The organism is Cellulomonas taurus, assembly GCF_012931845.1.
GTDB lineage: Bacteria > Actinomycetota > Actinomycetes > Actinomycetales > Cellulomonadaceae > Cellulomonas > Cellulomonas taurus.
In genome coordinates this window covers 2,398,052-2,416,552 of sequence record NZ_CP051884.1, presented here as the reverse complement: position 1 = coordinate 2,416,552, position 18,501 = coordinate 2,398,052, and the positions used below count along the sequence as shown (strand labels likewise).

16 protein-coding genes are annotated in these 18,501 nt (G+C 72.2%); 8 read left to right on the top strand and 8 right to left on the bottom strand.

Features of this window, described 5'->3' with window-relative positions:
• Position 1: 1 nt before the first annotated feature.
• The 3 genes from HGK68_RS11240 to HGK68_RS11230 are packed head-to-tail and all read left to right on the top strand — an operon-like array spanning position 2 to position 4,010.
• On the top strand, positions 2-892 hold the full coding sequence (locus tag HGK68_RS11240; protein WP_169166039.1) for a carbohydrate ABC transporter permease: 891 nt from the start codon (positions 2-4) through the stop codon (positions 890-892).
• A gap of 35 nt (positions 893-927) precedes the next feature.
• Entirely contained in the window at positions 928-2,235 is a 1,308-nt protein-coding gene (locus HGK68_RS11235) for an ABC transporter substrate-binding protein (RefSeq protein WP_169166038.1), read from the top strand.
• Positions 2,235-4,010, top strand: a complete 1,776-nt coding sequence (locus HGK68_RS11230; protein ID WP_169166037.1) for a glycoside hydrolase family 35 protein — start codon at positions 2,235-2,237, stop codon at positions 4,008-4,010. The genes HGK68_RS11235 and HGK68_RS11230 overlap by 1 nt, the downstream gene beginning before the upstream one ends.
• Positions 4,011-4,061: 51 nt before the next feature.
• Here HGK68_RS11230 and mtnN read toward each other — a convergent pair whose 3' ends face one another.
• The 5 genes from mtnN to HGK68_RS11205 form a co-directional block, all read right to left on the bottom strand.
• Positions 4,062-4,781: a 5'-methylthioadenosine/S-adenosylhomocysteine nucleosidase gene (mtnN, locus tag HGK68_RS11225; RefSeq protein WP_169166036.1), complete on the bottom strand. Its 720-nt coding sequence runs from the start codon at positions 4,779-4,781 to the stop codon at positions 4,062-4,064.
• Positions 4,778-5,230 carry an S-ribosylhomocysteine lyase gene (locus HGK68_RS11220; RefSeq protein ID WP_169167086.1) on the bottom strand — a complete coding sequence of 151 codons (453 nt, stop codon included), beginning with the start codon at positions 5,228-5,230 and terminating at the stop codon, positions 4,778-4,780. The genes mtnN and HGK68_RS11220 overlap by 4 nt, the downstream gene beginning before the upstream one ends.
• A 106-nt stretch (positions 5,231-5,336) precedes the next feature.
• On the bottom strand, positions 5,337-6,245 hold the full coding sequence (locus HGK68_RS11215) for a DNA-3-methyladenine glycosylase family protein (RefSeq protein WP_169166035.1): 909 nt from the start codon (positions 6,243-6,245) through the stop codon (positions 5,337-5,339).
• Positions 6,246-6,433: 188 nt separating this feature from the next.
• Complete coding sequence (locus HGK68_RS11210) at positions 6,434-7,390, bottom strand: alpha/beta hydrolase (protein ID WP_169166034.1); 957 nt, start codon at positions 7,388-7,390, stop codon at positions 6,434-6,436.
• The gene (locus tag HGK68_RS11205; protein WP_246260302.1) at positions 7,387-8,733 is read right to left on the bottom strand and encodes an MFS transporter; all 1,347 of its coding nucleotides are present in this window, start codon (positions 8,731-8,733) and stop codon (positions 7,387-7,389) included. The genes HGK68_RS11210 and HGK68_RS11205 overlap by 4 nt, the downstream gene beginning before the upstream one ends.
• 98 nt (positions 8,734-8,831) lie before the next feature.
• Between HGK68_RS11205 and HGK68_RS11200 the strand changes: the two genes are divergently transcribed.
• The gene (locus tag HGK68_RS11200) at positions 8,832-9,665 is read left to right on the top strand and encodes a DUF72 domain-containing protein (RefSeq protein WP_169166032.1); all 834 of its coding nucleotides are present in this window, start codon (positions 8,832-8,834) and stop codon (positions 9,663-9,665) included.
• Here HGK68_RS11200 and HGK68_RS11195 read toward each other — a convergent pair.
• Together HGK68_RS11195 and HGK68_RS11190 are read right to left on the bottom strand one after the other, a co-directional pair.
• Positions 9,662-10,036: an RNA-binding S4 domain-containing protein gene (locus HGK68_RS11195; protein ID WP_206155868.1), complete on the bottom strand. Its 375-nt coding sequence runs from the start codon at positions 10,034-10,036 to the stop codon at positions 9,662-9,664. The genes HGK68_RS11200 and HGK68_RS11195 overlap by 4 nt on opposite strands.
• Before the next feature lie 151 nt (positions 10,037-10,187).
• Entirely contained in the window at positions 10,188-11,204 is a 1,017-nt protein-coding gene (locus HGK68_RS11190) for a ketopantoate reductase family protein (RefSeq protein WP_169166031.1), read from the bottom strand.
• A gap of 61 nt (positions 11,205-11,265) precedes the next feature.
• On the opposite strand from HGK68_RS11190, the gene HGK68_RS11185 reads away from it, so the two are divergent.
• From HGK68_RS11185 to arfA, 3 genes are all read left to right on the top strand, one after another.
• Positions 11,266-12,489, top strand: a complete 1,224-nt coding sequence (locus HGK68_RS11185) for an amidohydrolase (protein ID WP_169166030.1) — start codon at positions 11,266-11,268, stop codon at positions 12,487-12,489.
• A gap of 182 nt (positions 12,490-12,671) precedes the next feature.
• Positions 12,672-13,937, top strand: a complete 1,266-nt coding sequence (locus HGK68_RS11180) for a S1C family serine protease (RefSeq protein ID WP_169166029.1) — start codon at positions 12,672-12,674, stop codon at positions 13,935-13,937.
• A 194-nt stretch (positions 13,938-14,131) separates the two neighbouring features.
• The gene (gene arfA, locus HGK68_RS11175) at positions 14,132-15,646 is read left to right on the top strand and encodes an arabinosylfuranosidase ArfA (RefSeq protein ID WP_169166028.1); all 1,515 of its coding nucleotides are present in this window, start codon (positions 14,132-14,134) and stop codon (positions 15,644-15,646) included.
• A gap of 56 nt (positions 15,647-15,702) precedes the next feature.
• Here the strand turns inward: arfA and pgi are convergent, their stop codons facing one another.
• On the bottom strand, positions 15,703-17,382 hold the full coding sequence (gene pgi / locus HGK68_RS11170) for a glucose-6-phosphate isomerase (protein ID WP_169166027.1): 1,680 nt from the start codon (positions 17,380-17,382) through the stop codon (positions 15,703-15,705).
• A gap of 140 nt (positions 17,383-17,522) precedes the next feature.
• Between pgi and HGK68_RS11165 the strand changes: the two genes are divergently transcribed.
• On the top strand, positions 17,523-18,428 hold the full coding sequence (locus HGK68_RS11165; RefSeq protein ID WP_246260300.1) for a PfkB family carbohydrate kinase: 906 nt from the start codon (positions 17,523-17,525) through the stop codon (positions 18,426-18,428).
• Positions 18,429-18,501: the final 73 nt, after the last annotated feature.

Here is an 18,501-nt window from a genome sequence, read left to right as displayed (position 1 = left end):
GATGTCCGCCACCGCCCTGCGCACCCGCACCCCGAGGGCCGACAAGCCCCGCACCCGACGCAGCCCGTTGCTCACCGTGCTGACCAGCATCGTGCTGCTCTACAGCCTGGTGCCCCTGGCCTGGCTGCTGATCAACGCGACCAAGACCCAGAACTCGCTCTTCGACTCCTTCGGCCTGTGGTTCAGCGGCGACTTCGCGCTGTTCAGCAACATCGCCGACACGCTCACCTACCAGGACGGCATCTTCGTCCGCTGGCTGCTGAACACGATCCTGTACGTGGTGGTCGGCGCCGGGGGAGCGACGCTGCTGGCGGTGCTCGGCGGTTACGGCCTGGCCAAGTTCCGGTTCCCGGGCAAGAAGGCCGTGTTCGCCATCGTGATCGGCGCGGTGGCCGTGCCGGGCACCGCGCTGGCCGTCCCGACCTTCCTGATGTTCAGCAAGATGGGCATCACCAACACGCCCTGGTCGGTCATCATCCCGTCCCTGATCTCCCCGTTCGGGCTGTACCTGATGTGGACCTTCGCCGCCGAGGCGATCCCGACCGAGCTGATGGAGGCGGCGCGGGTCGACGGTGCCAGCGAACTGCGCACCTTCGGCCAGATCAGCCTGCCGTTGCTCGGCCCCGGCATCGTCACGGTGCTGCTGTTCACCATGGTCGCGACCTGGAACAACTACTTCCTGCCGCTGATCATGCTGAAGAACCCCGACTGGTATCCGCTCACCCTCGGGCTCAACGCCTGGAACGCGCAGGCAGCCACTGCCGGTGGCCAGGCCATCTTCAACTTGGTGATCACCGGTGCCCTGCTGACCATCCTCCCGCTGGTCGTCGCCTTCCTCCTGCTGCAGCGCTATTGGCAGTCGGGGCTGGCGGCCGGCTCCGTCAAGGAATGACCCACCCCTTCTACACAATGATGTGAGGAACTGGCATGTCTCATCGCACCCTCTGGCGCACTGCCGCCGTGGTCGGGGCCCTCGCCCTGGGCCTGACCGCCTGCTCGTCCGGCTCCGACTCCGGCGGTGACTCCACCGACGCCGCCGCCGACGGCGGGAAGCTCACCGTCTGGGCCTGGGACAACACGGTCGAGCCGATCGCCGAGCAGTACATGAAGGAGAACCCGGACGTCACCATCGACGTGGTGAACGCCGGCACCGGCAACGACCAGTACACCGCGCTGCAGAACGCCGTCGCCGCGGGATCCGGGGTGCCGGACATCGCGCAGATCGAGTACTACGCGCTGCCGCAGTTCGCCCTCGGCGGTGCGCTGGCCGACCTGTCCGACCTGGGCGCCTCCGACCTGGACGGCACCTTCAGCCCCGGACCGTGGAACGCCGTGCAGTCCGGCGACGGGATCTACGGCCTGCCCGCCGACTCCGGCCCGATGGCGATGTTCTACAACACCACCGTCTTCGAGAAGTACGGCATCGAGATCCCGACCACCTGGGACGAGTACGTCGCCGCGGCGAAGGCCCTGCACGCCGCCGACCCGAACGTCTACATCACCAACGACACCGGTGACGCCGGCTTCACCACCAGCATGATCTGGCAGGCCGGCGGCAAGCCGTACAGCGTGAAGGGCACCGACGTCACCGTCGACTTCACCGACGAGGGCTCCGCGAAGTTCGCCGGGCTGTGGCAGCAGCTGATCGACGACGACCTGCTGGCCCCGATCAGCTCCTGGTCCGACGAGTGGTACCAGGGCCTGGGCAACGGCACCATCGCCACCCTGACCATCGGCGCCTGGATGCCGGGCAACCTGGAGTCCGGTGTCGCGCAGGCCGCGGGGCAGTGGCGGGTCGCCCCGATGCCGCAGTGGGAGGCGGGGCAGTCGGCCACCGCGGAGAACGGCGGCTCCGGTCTGTCGGTCACCGAGGCATCGGCGAACAAGGAGCTCGCCTACGACTTCCTGCACTACGCCACCGTCGGTGACGGCGTCGCCACCCGGATCGAGATGGGCGGATTCCCGGCGACCACCGCTGACCTGCAGTCCGACGAGTTCCTGAACAAGGAGTTCGACTACTTCGGCGGGCAGAAGATCAACGAGGTCCTCTCCCAGTCGGCGGAGGACGTCGTGGAGGGCTGGCAGTACCTGCCCTACCAGGTCTACGCCAACAGCATCTTCAACGACACCGTGGGCCAGGCGTACGTCTCCGGCACCACGCTGACCGAGGGACTGGCCGACTGGCAGCAGAAGACGATCAGCTACGGCAACGAGCAGGGCTTCACGGTCAAGTGATGAACAGCAGGTTCGAGATCGGCGAGCAGGACTTCCTGCTGGACGGGAAGCCGTTCCAGGTCATCTCCGGGGCGCTGCACTACTTCCGGGTCCACCCGGACCAGTGGGCGGACCGGATCCGCAAGGCCCGGCTGATGGGGTTGAACACCATCGAGACCTACGTGGCGTGGAACTTCCACGCCCCGAGGCCCGGGGTGTTCGACCTCACCGGGCAGCGGGACCTGGGCCGGTTCCTGGACCTGGTCGCCGCCGAGGGGATGTACGCCATCGTCCGGCCCGGCCCGTACATCTGTGCGGAGTGGACCGGCGGCGGACTGCCCGGGTGGCTGCTGGCCGATCCCGAGGTCGGGGTGCGCCGGCACGAGCCGCGCTACCTCGCCGCGATCGCGGAGTACTACGACCAGCACCTGCCACTGGTGGCCGCCCGGCAGATCGACCACGGTGGGCCGGTCATCGCCGTGCAGGTGGAGAACGAGTACGGCGCCTACGGCGAGGACGCGGAGTACCTGCGCGCCCTGATCAAGCTGGTCCGCGGCCACGAGATCACCGTGCCGTTGCTCAGCTGCGACCAGGCCGACGATGCGATGCAGGAGCGGGGCTCACTGCCCGAGCTGCACCGCACCGTCACCTTCGGTTCCCGGGCCACGGAGAAGCTGGCACTGCTGCGGCGGCACCAGCCCACCGGGCCGCTGATGTGCATGGAGTTCTGGAACGGCTGGTTCGACTCCTGGGGGCAGCACCACCACGTCGCCCCGCCGGAGACGAACGCGCAGGACCTGGACGATCTGCTCGCCCAGGGCGCGTCGGTGAACCTGTACATGTTCCACGGTGGGACCAACTTCGGTCTGACCAACGGGGCGAACGACAAGGGCACCTACCTGCCGATCACGACCAGCTACGACTACGACGCGCCGCTGGCCGAACACGGTGCGCCGACCGCGAAGTACCACGCCATGCGGTCGGTGATCGCCCGGTACGCCCCGGTGCCGGAGGAACTGCCCGCCGACCCGGAACCGGCGCCGGAGTTCGCGGTCACGCTGTCGACCGGGCTGTCGTTGCTGGACGCGATCGACGCCGGTCTGCTCGGCGACACCCGGCACTGGGACCGGCTGCCGACGATGGACGACGCCGAGCAGTGGGACGGCCTGATCGCCTACCGCACCACGATCACCGCACAGGACGCGGTGCTCACGGTGGGGGAGGCACGGGATCGGGCGGTGGTGCTGCTGGACGGCGAACCGGTCGGCGTGCTGTCCCGCACCACGCACGACACCACGGTGTCGCTGCCGCGCCGGGCCGGTGAGCTGACGGTGCTGGTCGAGGACCAGGGCCGGGTCAATTACGGGCAGCGGATCGGTGAGGCCAAGGGGCTGATCGGCGGTGCCCGGACCGCGGTCCGGGAGCTGACCGACTGGGACACGGTGTCCCTGGCCCTCGACCCGCTGGGGTCGGAGCTGCTGTCCGCCCTCGACCGCGGTGCCCGGCTCGACCCGTCCGCACCGGTGTCCGGTCCGGTGCTGGTCGCGGGCAGCTTCGACACCGTGGCGGGTGCCGATCACTTCCTGCGCACCGACGGCTGGGGCAAGGGACTGGTCTGGGTGAACGGCTTCCTGCTCGGCCGGTACTGGTCGGCCTCACCCACCGGGACGCTGTACGTGCCCGGTCCGTTGCTCCGGGAGCGCGACAACCGGATCGTGATCCTGGACCTGCACGGTGCCGCGCGGCCACGGGTCGGCTTCGTCGCCGGACCGGATCTGGGCCCGAGCGAGGAGTGACGACAGCGGCGGGGCCGGGTGGTGCGCGCACCACCCGGCCCCGCCGCGCTGTCAGGACAGTCGGGCCAGCAGCCCGGCGACCACGGTGGCCGACCGCTCCGCGGCGTCGTCCACATGGGTCAGGAAGTCGTCGGCGCCGGCCGGGCCGCACAGGTCGGAGATGCCCCGGACCGCCAGGAACGGCACGCCGTAGACGTGCGCCACCTGGGCCAGGGCGGTGGTCTCCATGTCGGTGGACAGACCGGAGGGGAACTGCTCCCGCACCGGGCCGACCAGCTGCGCGTCGACGAACTGGTCGCCGGAGAGCATCAGCCCGGCCCGCAGCGTCAGGTCGCCCACCTCGGCGGCCAGGGCCGCCCGGCGCAGCTCGGGGTCACCGGTGTACACCGGCGGCATCCCCGGCACCTGGCCCAGCGCGTAGCCGAACGCCCGGGCGTCGGCGCCGGTGTACAGGTGCTCCGTGCCGACCACGACCTCGCCGACGTGCACCCCGGCCTGCACGCCGCCGGCGGACCCGGCGGAGATCAGGGCGGCGGGCTGCCCACCGGCAGCGCTGACCAGGACCAGGGCGGCCGAGGCGGCGGAGGCGGCGTTGGCCAGTCCGATCCCGCCGCGTACCAGCAGCACCGGCTGCCCGGACAGCTCGATCTCGTGGTGCTCGGCACCACCCACGGTCACCGGCTCGGCGATGTGGTCCGCCCGCTCCAGGAACGGCGCCGCCTCGTCCGGCATCGCGACGGCGATCACCGCGCGCACATGCGTCAGGCTCATGCGGTGACCTGGCTCCACTCGTCGCGGTGGGCGAGGAAGGTCGTCGCCGCCTCCTGCGCGCCGGTCAGGGTGTGGTTGGCGCCCCAGCCGCACTGCACCTCGTTGGCGGCGGGCACCTCGGTGGCGGTGGTGATGTCGGTGAGGGTGGCGGCGACGAGCTCCTGCACTTCCTCCTGCGCCCACTCGCCCTGCAGGATCAGGTAGAAGCCGGTCTGGCAGCCCATCGGGGAGAAGTCGATCACCCGGTCGGAGTGGTTGCGGGAGTGCTCCGCGAACATGTGCTCCAGCGAGTGCACCACCGGCATCTCCAGGTGGGCCTTGTTCGGCTGGGTGAAGCGCACGTCGAACTTGCTGATCACGTCACCGGCGGGCAGCACCTTCTTGTCCGCGAGCCGGATGTACGGCGCGGCGACGGTGCGGTGGTCCAGGTTGAACGACTCGACGTTCATGCGGGGCTGGTTCACGGATGCTTCCTCTGCTCGGGGCCAGACCGATCCATTGTGCAGCGTGCGGGGTCGGCGTGGCATTCCCGGTCCAGCGATTCGTGCCGCCCGGTCAGCCGAACCTGGCGGCCCGGCGCGGTCGCGGCCGGTCCCGGCCGGTCGTGCGGTGCTCGACCAGCTCCAGCAGTCGCACCACCCGCCCGCGGTGCGGCGCCCACGGCCCCAGGGCGTCCAGCACCTCGTGCTGCTCGACCCGGTGCCCGACCGCGGCGGCGACCAGGCGGGGCAGATGCAGGTCGCCCACGGACACCGCATCCGGGTCGCCCAACACCCGGCGGGCCACCTCGGCGGCGGTCCACGGCCCGATCCCGGGCACCACGCACATCCGCCGGGTCAGCTCCGCCGTCGACCCGAGCTCCACCGCCTGTTCCAGCTTGGCGGCGACCGAGGCCACCCGCCGGATCGCACCGGTGCGGGCGTCGTCCACCCCGGCGCGTCGCCAGTCCCACACCGGCACCTCGCGCCAGCCGGCCGGGTCGGGGGCGACCCGCATCCCCTCCGGCGCCGGGCCGGGGGCGGGCGAGCCGTGTCGCCGGACCAGGAACGACCAGGCAGCCTGCGCGTCGACGGTGACCACCCGCTGCTCCAGGACGGCGGGGACCAGGGAGCCGAACAGGTCGAGGCTGCGGGTCATCCGCAGACCGTGCAGGGCGCGGGCCGCGCGGTGCAGGCCGAGATGTCCGGCCGGGTCGAAGGTGCGCGGGTCGTCGTGGTCGCCGAGCAGGGCGGGCAGGGTGTCCAGCACCCGATCGGCACCGGGCCCCCACGCGGTGCCGGTGACCTCGCCCGGCCGGGCGGTCAGGTGCAGGGTGGCCGGGCCGTCCGGGGTGCGGACCGTCCGCCAGATCGATCCGTCGGCGACCATCCGCAGGGTCGGGTCACCCGCACCCCGGCGCAGGGCGCTCAGGGTCAGTCGGAGGTCGAGGGGACCGTCCGGGCGATGGGTGCGGGACGACGGCACCGCGCCAGCATGCCGGACGGCGCCGACATGCCCACCATCCCGCAGGTCACACGCGCCCCCACGATCGCCCGCCCGGACCGCCGCTCGCCGTCGCCCACGCCGAGTTCGATGGTTCGCGCCCGAGTTCGGCAGTCCCGACACCGAACTCGGGGCGGAACTGACGACCTCGAGGCCGCCCGGCCCGCTGCTCAGGCGGCTCGGTCGGCCAGCGTCCGGCGCACCCACGCGAGCATGCCGTCGAGGTACACCGCGCGGGGCCGGTCGGCGGACAGGGTGAGGTCGTGGATCGCCCCGGGCACTCGCAGCTCGGTGACGTCGGGTCCGAGCTGTCGTGATCGGGCCCAGATCTGCCGCACGTCCAGCACCGTGTCCTGCGCGTCCAGCAGCGGATTGTCCAGCCGGTTCGGACCGGATTCCGCCGCGGTGGCGACCAGGACCGGCGCGTCGATGCCCAGCCCGCGCGCCAACCGGGCCTGACCACGACGCACGGCCCGCAGCCACCCGGCACGCACCGGGAACCCGTCGGCGGGCTTCATCGTCAGGTCGTAGTCCCAGCGCCCGCCATGCGCACGGTGCAGGTGGTACGAGTACGCGGAGGGCCCGTCGGCGATCACCCGGTCCGGGTCCAGCGGCCCCAGGGTGTCCAGCACCCAGGTCGACACCACCCGCTGGAACCAGCGCGCGTTCAGGTCGAACCACGGACTGTTCAGCACGAGCGCGTCCACCGCCTCCCGCCCCGCCGGACTGGCCGCCCACAGCGCCGCCGTCAGGCCGCCGGTCGAGTGGGCGTGCAGCACCAGCCGGTCGTGGTCGAGGGCCCGCAGCCACCGGGCGGCCAGCGCCAGGTCCACCCGGTACTCGGCCAGGTCGGCCACGGTGTGCGGCAGTTGCCCGGGCCGCCACGACCTCCCGCACCGGCGCAGATCGAGGGCGTAGAACGCCAGCCCCGCCTCCCGGGCGGCGTCGGCCAGGTGGGTCTGGAAGAAGTAGTCGTTGAAGCCGTGCAGGTGCAGCATCGCGGGACCGGCCGTCTGCGCACCGTGCCGGACCAGGGTGGCGACCAACGAGGGGTCGTGCACGGACACCGGCAGCTCCGCCGACTCCCAGCCCGGGCCGAGCGGATCGGGCCGCCAGTCGAGCGTCATGCCGTCGCCCGGGGACGCACGGCGAGCAGCAGCCCACATCCGACGGCGATCACCAGCACGATGCCCAGGATGCCCCACCGCTGACTGCCGGACACCCCGACCGCCACGGAGAACGCCAGCGGCGACAGGAAGCTCGCGGCCCGCCCCGTGGTGGCGTACAGCCCGAACATCGCGCTCTCCCGACCCGGCGGGGTGACCCGGAGCAGCAGGCTGCGGCTCGCCGACTGGGCGGGCCCGACGAACAGGCACAGCAGCAGCCCGCAGACCCAGAACGCCGCCTGTCCCCGGTCGGCGAGGGCGAAGGTCGCGATGCCGGTGATCACCAGGCCGACCAGCGCCGCCAGCACGATCCGACGCGACCCGAGCACGTCGTCCCAGCGTCCGCAGACCAGGGTGGCGACCCCGGCCACCACATTCGCCGCCACCGCGAACACCAGGACGCCGGAGGCGCTGAACCCGAACGTCCCGGAGGCGATCACCGCCCCGAAGGTGAACACCCCGGTCAGCCCGTCCCGGTACACGGCGCTGGCCAGCAGGAATCCGACGGTGCCCCGCAGACCGCCCGCCTCCCGCCAGAGTCCGCGCAGATCGGCCAGCACCCGGCGGTAGCTCTCCACGAAGCCGACCCGAGGTGCCCCGGCGACCACCGGTGGTTCCGGCACCGCGATCAGCACCGGCACCGCGAACACCCCGAACCACACGGCGGAGGCGAAGACGGCGGCCCGGATGTTCGCGCCGTTGTCCGCCGTCACCCCGAACCAGCCCACGTCGGGCTGCACGAAGCCGACCAGCAGCACCGCCAGCAGCACGATGCCGCCCAGGTACCCGGCGCCCCAGCCGATCCCGCTCACCCGACCCACCGTCGCCGGGGTGGAGACGGCGGACAGCAGCGCGTTGTAGTGCACCGACGCCAGCTCGAAGGTCACGGTGCCCACCGCCAGCAGGGCGATCCCGGCGACCAGGTTCAGGGTCAGCGCGTCCGGGTCCGGCACGACGAGCGCCATCGCCGCACAGACCAGCACCGTCAGCCCGGTGAGCCAGGCCAGCGCCCGGCGCCGGTGTCCGGTGCCGTCGGCCCGGCGGCCCAGCGCGGGGGCCAGCACCGCGACCAGCACCCCGGCAATCGTCAGCCCCCAGCCCAGCCAGGACGAGTGCGCCGCCAGCTCCCGGTCCAGGGCGGCGCCGGTCAGGCCGGGGGTGGCGAAGGCGTCGCTGGTCAGCCACCGGGTGAACACGAAGGTCGTCACCACCGCGTTGAACGCGGCCGACCCCCAGTCCCAGGCTGCCCAGGCCAGCACGCGGCGGCGGGGGACGGTGTCGACGACTGCTGTCTGCGGGGCCACGGCCACGGTGTACCGCCTCCGTCCGTCCGGCCGGTGAACAGCGGGTGGCTGCCGGGCGCGGTTGCTGGGCCAGGCGTCGGTGCCTAGCGTCGGCCAGCATGGTAGGCGAGATCCGGATCGGCATCTCCGGCTGGCGCTACGCCCCCTGGCGTGCCGACTTCTACCCGCGGGGCCTGCCGCAGCGCGCCGAACTGGCCTACGCCGCCGAGCGGATGACGGCGATCGAGGTGAACGGATCCTTCTACGCCCTGCAACGGCCGGCGTCGTACCAGCGGTGGCGGTCCGAGGTGCCGGACGGGTTCCGGTTCAGCGTCAAAGGGCCCCGGTTCATCACGCACATGAAGAAGCTCGCCGACGCCCGCACCCCGTTGGCCAACTTCTTCGCCTCCGGGGTCCTCGCCCTCGGCCCCGTGCTCGGCCCCGTGCTGTGGCAGCTGCCGCCGACCCTGGGCTACGACGCCGACCGGTTGCGCGCCTTCGCCGCCGAGCTGCCGCGCAGCACCGGGGCAGCCGCCTCCCTCGCCCGGCAGCACGATCAACGGTTGGACGGTGAGGGGCGCGCCTGGACCGCGAGCGAGGACGACCGGCCGATCCAACATGTGCTGGAGGTGCGGCACGACACCTTCCGCACGCCGGAGTTCCCGGAGCTGCTGCGCGAGCTGGGCATCGGTCTGGTGGTCGCCGACACCGCCGGTCGCTGGCCGTACTTCGAGGACGTCACCGCCGACCTGGTCTACGTCCGGCTGCACGGCGACAGCGAGTTGTACGTCTCCGGCTACGACGACCCGGCGCTCGACCGGTGGGCGGCGAAGGTGCTCGACTGGGCCGACCGGGGGCTGGACGTCTGGGTGTTCTTCGACAACGACACCAAGGTGCGGGCGCCGAAGGACGCGATGGCGCTGATCGAGCGCGTGCGGGCGGCGCGGACCTAGCGGCCCCGGAGCCGATCGATCTCGCGTCGCTCCCGCTTGGTCGGTCGCCCGGCACCGCGATCCCGCTGCGCCGCCAGGGCGATGTGCTCCTTCGGCGGGGGCGGGGGAGTGTCGTCCCGGTAGCACTGCACGGCCACCGGCGGTCCGACCCGCCGTTCGATCACCGCCCGCACCACGACGATCCGTTCCGGACCCTCGCCGCGCACCCGGACCTCGTCGCCGATCTTCACGCTCGTCGCGGGCTTGGCGCGCTCACCGTTCACCCGGATGTGCCCGGCGCGGCACGCACTGGCCGCCGCCGCCCGGGTCTTGGTCAGCCGGACCGCCCACACCCACCGGTCCACCCGGGTCTGCGCCGGCCCGGCCGGCACCCGCGGGGCGGCGGCCTCCGGGCGCTGCTCCTGCCCGGCGCCCGGCGCGCCCGGTGCCCCAGCAGGCAGTTCCCGACCCGATCCGGGCGGAACGCGGCTCACGCGCGGGCCCCTCGGCGTCCTGCGGTGCAGCGCAGGATGCGGGCGTCGTTCATCGGCGGTGTTCGACCGCTGTGGCCAGGAGATCGGCCGCGTCGTGGCCGCCGGGACGCGCGCCCGTGGCAGCAGCCTGTTCGACCCGGCGCAGCAGCAGCGCGTTCACCGGCGTCGCGACCCCGTGCAGCCGGCCGAGCAGCACGATCTCCCCGTTCAGCCAGTTCGCCTCGACGGACCCGGCACCCCGCTGCAACGACTGCCAGGTCGAGCCGCCCCCGCGCTCCTGACCCGGCAGGTCCACCAGCGTGTAGCCCTCCCGGGCGGCGGCCTGCTCGTCCTCGCCGGTCCAGGCGATCCCGGCGGCGACCAAGACCCGCTCCGCCTCGTCGACGGCCGCGTGCAGCAGCTCCCGGGCCGCGTCGTTGCCGCGCAGCGGTCCGCACAGCGCCTCGACGGCGTTGCCGAGGTTCGACAGCAGCTTCGCGTACTTCCAGGCCAGCACGTCCGACACCACCGGCGCGCGGAACCCGGCTGCCGTCAGGTCCTCGGAGACGGTGACCAGATCCGGGTCCGTGCGGTCGGACACCGGCACGGTTCCCAGGGTCAGCACCCCCGCCACCGGCGCGCCCGCCGCCGACACCCGGCCCGGCTCCAGGAACGTGGCGGGCAGCCACACGCACATCCCGGCCACCCGGTCGAACCGGCGCAGCGCTGTGCGCTCGTTGTCCACCCCGTTCTGCGCCAGCACCAGCAGCAGCTCCTGCGCCGCCGTCCGCTCCGGGTCACCGTCCACCGGCCGATCCGCCCAGGCCGCCAGGGTCGTCGCCGTGTCCTGGCTCTTCACCGCCAGCACCAGGACGTCCCCGGTGCGCAGCTCGACCTGCTCCGGCCCGGCGGCGGTGGGCGCGTGCAGCACCCGGGTGCCGTCCGGCGTGGTCAGCCGCAGCCCCTCGTCCCGCATCGCCGCCAGGTGGGCACCCCGGGCGACCAGGACGACCTCCCGTCCCGCCTCGTGCAGCAGCCCGCCGATGGTCCCGCCGACCGCGCCGGCGCCGATGATCACGTATCGCACGCAGGTCACGGTGCCACAGCACGGCCGGTGGCGACAGTGACCACAGTTACCGTGTGGTCCCATGACTACACCTTCCCTGGTCGCCATCACCGGCGGCCGCGTCGTGCCCGTGTCCGCCCCCGTCATCGAGGGCGGCACCGTCCTGATCCGCGACGGCAAGATCGAGGCCGTCGGCGCCGATGTGCAGGTCCCGGCGGATGCCCGGGTGATCGATGCCACCGGCAAGTGGGTGCTGCCCGGGTTCATCGAGGCGCACGGCCACGTCGGCATCGACGAGGAGGGGCTCGGCTGGGCCGGGAACGACACCAATGAGATGACCGGGCCGAACATGGCCGGGGTGCGGGCGCTGGACGCGATCAACATCGAGGACGAGGGCTTCCGGGACGCGCTGTCCGGCGGCATCACCTCGGTGGTGGTCAAGCCGGGGTCGGGCAACCCGATCGGCGGCCAGACGGTGGCGATCAAGACCTGGGGCGGTCGCACCGTCGACGAGCAGGTCATCTCCACCACCGTGAGCGTGAAGGCGGCACTGGGCGAGAACCCGAAGCGGGTGTACGGCGACAAGAAGCAGACCCCGTCCACCCGGCTGGGCGTGGCCTACGTGATCCGGCAGGCGTTCACCGAGGCACAGCACTACCGGGCGGCCAAGGCGGCGGCAGAGGCGAAGGGTGAGCCGTTCAAGGCGGACCTGACGCTGGACACCCTGGCCCGGGTGCTGGACGGCGAGCTGGTGTGGGACCAGCACACCCACCGGCACGACGACATCGCCACCGCGATCCGGCTGTCGGAGGAGTTCGGCTACAAGCTGGTCGTGAACCACGGCACCGAGGGCAACAAGATCGCGGACGTCCTCGCGGAGAAGGACATCCCGGTGATCTACGGGCCGACGTTCACCTCGCGGTCCAAGGTCGAGCTCAAGGACCGCGCGGTCACCAACCTGGTCGACATGGTGCGGGCCGGGGTGCGGGTCGCGATCACCACCGACCACCCGGTGGTGCCGATCAACTTCCTGGTGCATCAGGCCACGCTGGCGGTGAAGGACGGTCTGTCCCCGCAGGTCGCGATCGAGGCGCTGACGGTGAACCCGGCGCAGTTCCTCGGGCTCGACGGGCGGATCGGTGCGCTGGAGCCGGGCCGGGACGGTGACGTCGTGGTCTGGTCCACCGACCCGCTGGACGTGCACGCCCGGGCCGAGCACGTGCTGATCGACGGTCGCACGGTCTTCACCTGGTCCGAGGACGAGGGGGCCCGCACGGTCGAGCGGTCGGAGCGCTTCGCGCGCTGAGCCGTGACGACGGGGCGGCGCGTGCCGTCCTGTGCCGCCCCGTCGTCGAGGGCCGGGAACCTGGGGGAGCCCGGAGACCGTTTCGTAGCCCACTCCCAGGAAAGCCCCAGCCCCCTTCCTGGTTGCCGCCGTCTACTTCTTGCCATCGCCGCCACTGGGGCGCCGGTCAGCAGGAGGTAGTCATGGAGCAGCAGCCGTTCGACCCGCAGCAGCAGTACCTCGGGCCCGAGCAGCCCGTCGCGCCCGTGTCCGTGCGCCCCCGCCGACGTCGCACCGCGATCGCCCTGTTCGCCTCCGGGGTGCTGTCCCTCGGGCTGATCGGCGGCGGGATGGGCATCGGGATCGCCATCGCCGACCACGGCACCGACCTCGCTGCCGCGCCGAGCACGGATGCCCAGAACCAACTCCCGACCTTCGGCACGTTCGGCGGTCAGCTCGGGCAGGGCCAGGGCGGGCAGGGCCAGAGCGGGCAGCAGACGACGCCGGGCGAGCAGGTGCAGGGCTCGTCGTCGCTGGACGTCACCGAGGCCACGGCGGAGCAGTCCACCGGGGTCGTCCTGATCAACACCGTGCTCGGGTACAACTCCGCCGAGGCCGCCGGCTCCGGTGTGGTGCTGACCTCCACTGGCCTGATCCTCACCAACAACCACGTGGTCGAGGGCTCCACCGAGATCCAGGTGACGGTGCCCGCGACCGGCCAGACCTACACCGCCACCGTGGTCGGCACCGACTCCACGGCGGACATCGCGGTGCTCCAGCTGCAGGGTGCCTCCGGGCTGACCACGGCCACCGTCGACAAGGATGGCGACCCGGCCGTCGGTGACACGGTGACCGCGGTGGGCAACGCCGAGGGCGGCGGCACGCTGATGGCCGCCACCGGTCCGGTTACCGGGCTGGAGCAGTCGATCACCACGCAGTCCGAGGGCGTGTCCAAGGGGGAGGACCTGACCAACCTGATCCAGGTCGACGCGGATGTGGTCTCCGGTGACTCCGGGGGTGCGCTGATCGACGACCAGGGTGAGGTGGTCGGCATCACCACCGCCGCGTCCTCCGGCTCGTCCAACATCACCGGCTACGCGATCCCGATCGAGGACGCGCTGACCGTCGCCAAGCAGATCGTCTCCGGCGAGGCGTCGGACACCGTGACGATCGGTCTGCCGGCCTTCCTCGGCGTGCAGCTGTCCACCACCAGCACCGGCCTGCCCGGCGCGACCGGCACCGGAGCCGTGGTCGGCGGCGTGATCGCCGACACCCCGGCCGCCCAGGCGGGTCTGGTGGCCGGTGACACCATCACCGCGGTGGACGGCACCACCGTGACCTCCGGCGACGAGCTGAGTGCGGCGCTCGCCGACCACGCGCCCGGTGACCAGGTCCAGCTGACCTGGACCACCGCCACCGGTGCATCGCAGACCGCGACGGTGACCCTGATCGAGGGCCCCGCCGCCTGACCGGCCGGTCGCGGGTGCGGCGACTGCCTCCCTCGCTCGACCGGCCACCCGGACCCCGCGCCTCCATCCCCTGGGCGCGGGGTCCCGCGGTGCTCTTTACATCGATGTAAAGCTGCGGCAGAGTGGCAGCCGTCGGTCACCCCCGACCCCGCCCCGCAGAGTCGCGGCGCGGCGATTCCCCGGAAGGACCCAGCGTGGCAGCTCCCACCGCACGCCTCACCGTCGACCCCGCCCTGATCGTCTCGCCGGTTCGTCCGCGCACCTTCGGCTCCTTCGTGGAGCACCTCGGTCGCTGCGTGTACACCGGCATCCACGATCCCGCCCATCCCAGTGCCGACGCGGACGGCTTCCGCCAGGACGTGATCGACCTGGTCCGGGAGATGGGCGTGACCGCCGTCCGCTACCCGGGGGGCAACTTTGTCTCCGGGTACCGCTGGGAGGATGGCGTCGGCCCTCAGGACCAGCGCCCGGCCCGGCTCGACCTGGCCTGGCACTCCCTGGAGACGAACCAGGTCGGCACCGACGAGTTCATGCGCTGGGCCGCCAAGGCCGGCGTCGAGCCGATGATGGCGGTCAACCTCGGCACCCGTGGCGTGCTGGAGGCCGTCGACATCCTCGACTACTGCAACGGCACCGCGCCGACCGCCCTGGCCGACCAGCGTCGGGCCAACGGCGGCGAGCAGCCCTACGGCGTGCGGATGTGGTGCCTCGGGAACGAGATGGACGGACCGTGGCAGACCGGCCACAAGACCGCCCACGAGTACGGCCGGATCGCCGCCGAGGCCGGGCGCGCCATGCGTCAGGTCGACCCGAACCTGGAGCTGGTGGCCTGCGGGTCGTCGGGTCCGAACATGGACACCTTCGGCGAGTGGGAGCGCGTGGTGCTCACCGAGTGCTACGACCAGGTCGACTACATCTCCATCCACCGCTATTACGAGGAGACCGACGGCGACCTGGCCAGCTTCCTCGGCAGTGCCGTCGACATGGACGCGTTCATCGAGGACGTGGTCGCCACCGCCGACAGCGTGCGCGCGGCCCTGAAGAAGGAGAAGCGGATCCAGCTCTCCTTCGACGAGTGGAACGTCTGGTACCAGTCCCGCGCGGAGTCGATCGTGCCCTCCGGTGACGACTGGCCGGTCGCCCCGACGCTGCTGGAGGACAAGTACAACGCCGCCGACGCCGTGGTGGTCGCGAACCTGCTGATCAGCCTGCTGCGGCACAACGACCGGGTGCACGCCGCCTGCCAGGCCCAGCTGGTCAACGTGATCGCGCCGATCATGACCGAGCCGGGTGGCCGGGTGTGGAAGCAGACGATCTTCCACCCCTTCGCCCAGATCGCCGCCCTGGCCAAGGGCGATGTGCTGGACGTGCGGCCGACGTCGATCACCTTCCCGACCGCCCAGCACGGCGACGTGCCGGCGGTGGACGCGGTCGCGACCTGGGACGAGTCGACCGGCACCGGGTCGGTGCTGGTGGTCAACCGGCACCCGGAGCAGGCCACCGACCTGAGCGTGGACCTGTCCCGGTTCGGTGACGTGCACGTCACCGCCGCGACGACCCTGCACGCCGACGACCCCTACGCCCGCAACAGCGCCGACGACCCGGAGCGTGTGACCCCGGTCGCCCGTGAGGACGCCCAGCTCATCGACGGTGTCCTCACCCTCGATCTGCCGGCGGTCTCCTTCTCCACCATCGCGTTCAGCCGCTGACGACGCACGAAGGGCCCGGTCCGAGGTGGACCGGGCCCTTCGCTGTGTGAGCGGACTCAGCCGCGCAGCTCCAGGTACTTCGCGATCAGTGCCTGGGTCGACGGGTCCTGACTCGCCAGCGCGTCGGTGTCGCCCTCGACCGCCGGGGCGATCTCCAGCGCGAGCTTCTTGCCCAGCTCGACACCCCACTGGTCGAAGGAGTCGATGCCCCAGACCACGCCCTGCACGAAGGTGATGTGCTCGTACAGCGCGATCAGCTGGCCGAGCACCGACGGGGTCAGCTCCGCCGCCAGGATCGAGGTCGTCGGCCGGTTGCCGGAGAACACCCGGGCCGGGACGATCTCCTCCGCGGTGCCCTCGGCGCGCACCTCGTCGGCGGTCTTCCCGAAGGCCAGCGCCTTGGTCTGCGCGAAGTAGTTCGCCAGGAACAGCGCGTGCACATCGGTCTCGCCGTCCTTCAGCGGGTGCGCCGGGTTGGCGACCGCGATGAAGTCGGCGGGGATCAGCCGGGTGCCCTGGTGGATCAGCTGGTAGAACGCGTGCTGACCGTTGGTGCCGGGCTCGCCCCAGAACACCTCACCGGTCTCGGTGGTGACCGGCGAGCCGTCCCACCGCACCGACTTGCCGTTGGACTCCATGGTGAGCTGCTGCAGGTACGCCGGGAACCGGTGCAGGTACTGCGCGTAGGGCAGCACCGCGTGGGTGTGAGCGCCGAGGAAGTTCACGTACCAGACGTTCAGCAGGCCCATCAGCACCGGCACGTTCTGGTCGAACGGGGTGCTCCGCACGTGCTCGTCGACGGTGTGGAAACCGGCCAGGAAGTCCGCGAAGCCCTCCGGCCCGATCGCGATCGCCAGCGAGGTGCCGATCGCGGAGTCCACCGAGTACCGGCCGCCGACCCAGTCCCAGAAGCCGAAGGCGTTCTCCGGGTCGATGCCGAAGGCCGCCACCTTGTCCAGGGAGGTCGACACCGCGACGAAGTGCTTCGCGACGGCGTCGGTCCGGGCGTCCTCGGTGTCGTCGATCGCCCCGGCGGCGATCAGCCCGCGCCACAGCCAGTCCCGGGCCAGGCGCGCGTTGGTCAGCGTCTCCAGGGTGCCGAAGGTCTTGGAGGCCACGATGAACAGCGTGGTGGTCGGGTCAAGGCCCTTGACCTTCTCCGCCAGGTCGGTCGGGTCGATGTTCGACACGAACCGCAGCTCCAAGCCGTCCTGGACGTAGGGCTTGAGCGCCTCGTACGCCATCACCGGGCCGAGGTCCGACCCGCCGATGCCGATGTTCACCACGGTGGCGACCCGCTCACCGGTCACGCCGGTCCACGCGCCGGAACGCACCTTCTCGGCGAAGGCGTAGACCTTGGCCAGCACCTCCTGGACATCCGCGTCGACGTGCTGGCCGTCGACCACCAGCTCCGGGGTCGCACCCTGCGGGCGGCGCAGCGCGGTGTGCAGCACCGCGCGGTCCTCGGTCACGTTGATGTGCTCACCGGCGAACATCGCCGCCAGGCGGCCGGACAGGTCCACCTCGTCCGCGAGCCGGGTCAGCAGATCCAGCGTCTCGTCGGTGATGAGGTTCTTGGACAGGTCCACGTGCAGGTCACCGACCTGCCGGCTCAGGCGGGTCGCCCGCTCCGGGTCGGCGGCGAACCAGCCGCGCAGATCCGGGGTCAGCCCGTCGCGGTGCGCGGTCAGGGCGGTCCACGCGCCGGTCGCGGTCGCGTCGATGGGTGTGCTCACAGGTCTCCCTCTCGAGTGCACAGTGCGTCAGGCACCAACCGTAGTCCCGCCTCCACCCGCCTCGCCCGGGACCCGCGGCCGGAGCCCCCGGCACGTGCGCGGTCGGGCAGGATGGGCGGGTGCTGGTGTGCTGCGGGTTGGTGACCCTGGACGTGTCGCAGGTGGTCGAGGCGGTCCCGGCGCCGGACCAGAAGGTGGTGGCCGAGGGTCTCGCGGTGACCTTCGGCGGACCGGCAGCCAATGCCGCCGCCACCGCCGTCGCTCTGGGCGTGCCGGCCCGACTGGTCACCGCCGTGGGCACGGGGCCGATCGCCGATCTGGTGCGCGCGGGCCTGGCCGACGCGGGGGTGGCGGTCACCGACCTGGCAGCGGACACCGATGCCAGCCCTCCGGTGTCCACGGTGCTGATCACCCGGGCCACCGGACAGCGTGCCGTCGCCTCGGTCAACGCCGTCGGTATGCCGACCCTGCCCGCCCCGGACGCGGGCCTGCTGGACCGGGCGACGGCGCTCCTGGTGGACGGGCATCATCTGAGCGCGGCGGTGCCGCTGGCGGCCGAGGCGCGGCGACGGGGGATCCCGGTGTTGCTGGACGGCGGATCGTGGAAGCCGGGGCTGGACGGGCTGCTGGCGCACGTCGACCACGCGGTGCTCTCGGCGGACTTCGCGCTGCCGAATCACGCCGACCCGGGACCTCTCGCGCCCATCCAGCCCGCCGAGCAGAGCCCGGTCATGCCTGCGGGCGACGACGACCCCGCCTGTGCCGTCCTGCTGGACCGCTGGCCGAGGGTGCTGTCCGTGGCGCGCTCGGCGGGGGCGGGACCGGCGCGGCTGGTGGAGCGGGGGAGCGACCCGGTGCTGCTGCCGGTGCCCGCGGTGGCGCGCGTGGTGGACACCCTCGGCGCCGGGGATGTGCTGCACGGTGCGATCGGCGCCGAGCTGGCCCGCGGGGCGACGATCGGCGACGCCCTGCGGGCCGGGATCGCGGTGGCGACCCGGTCGACCCAGTACCCGGGCGCCCTCGGCTGGACCCGCGCGGACGCCTGACCGGTGGGCGGTATGTCGCCCGGGTGAACCCCCGGTCACGTTCCGGTCACGGTTGCCTGAACCCCTTGCGTCG

Excerpts from the sequence above, each read along its gene's own strand:
- HGK68_RS11240 (WP_169166039.1), top strand. The coding sequence starts at position 2 with ATGTCCGCCACCGCCCTGCGCACCCGCACCCCGAGGGCCGACAAGCCC.
- HGK68_RS11235 (WP_169166038.1), top strand. The coding sequence starts at position 928 with ATGTCTCATCGCACCCTCTGGCGCACTGCCGCCGTGGTCGGGGCCCTC.
- HGK68_RS11230 (WP_169166037.1), top strand. The coding sequence starts at position 2,235 with ATGAACAGCAGGTTCGAGATCGGCGAGCAGGACTTCCTGCTGGACGGG.
- mtnN (WP_169166036.1), bottom strand. The coding sequence starts at position 4,781 with ATGAGCCTGACGCATGTGCGCGCGGTGATCGCCGTCGCGATGCCGGAC.
- HGK68_RS11220 (WP_169167086.1), bottom strand. The coding sequence starts at position 5,230 with ATGAACGTCGAGTCGTTCAACCTGGACCACCGCACCGTCGCCGCGCCG.
- HGK68_RS11210 (WP_169166034.1), bottom strand. The coding sequence starts at position 7,390 with ATGACGCTCGACTGGCGGCCCGATCCGCTCGGCCCGGGCTGGGAGTCG.
- HGK68_RS11200 (WP_169166032.1), top strand. The coding sequence starts at position 8,832 with ATGGTAGGCGAGATCCGGATCGGCATCTCCGGCTGGCGCTACGCCCCC.
- HGK68_RS11185 (WP_169166030.1), top strand. The coding sequence starts at position 11,266 with ATGACTACACCTTCCCTGGTCGCCATCACCGGCGGCCGCGTCGTGCCC.
- HGK68_RS11180 (WP_169166029.1), top strand. The coding sequence starts at position 12,672 with ATGGAGCAGCAGCCGTTCGACCCGCAGCAGCAGTACCTCGGGCCCGAG.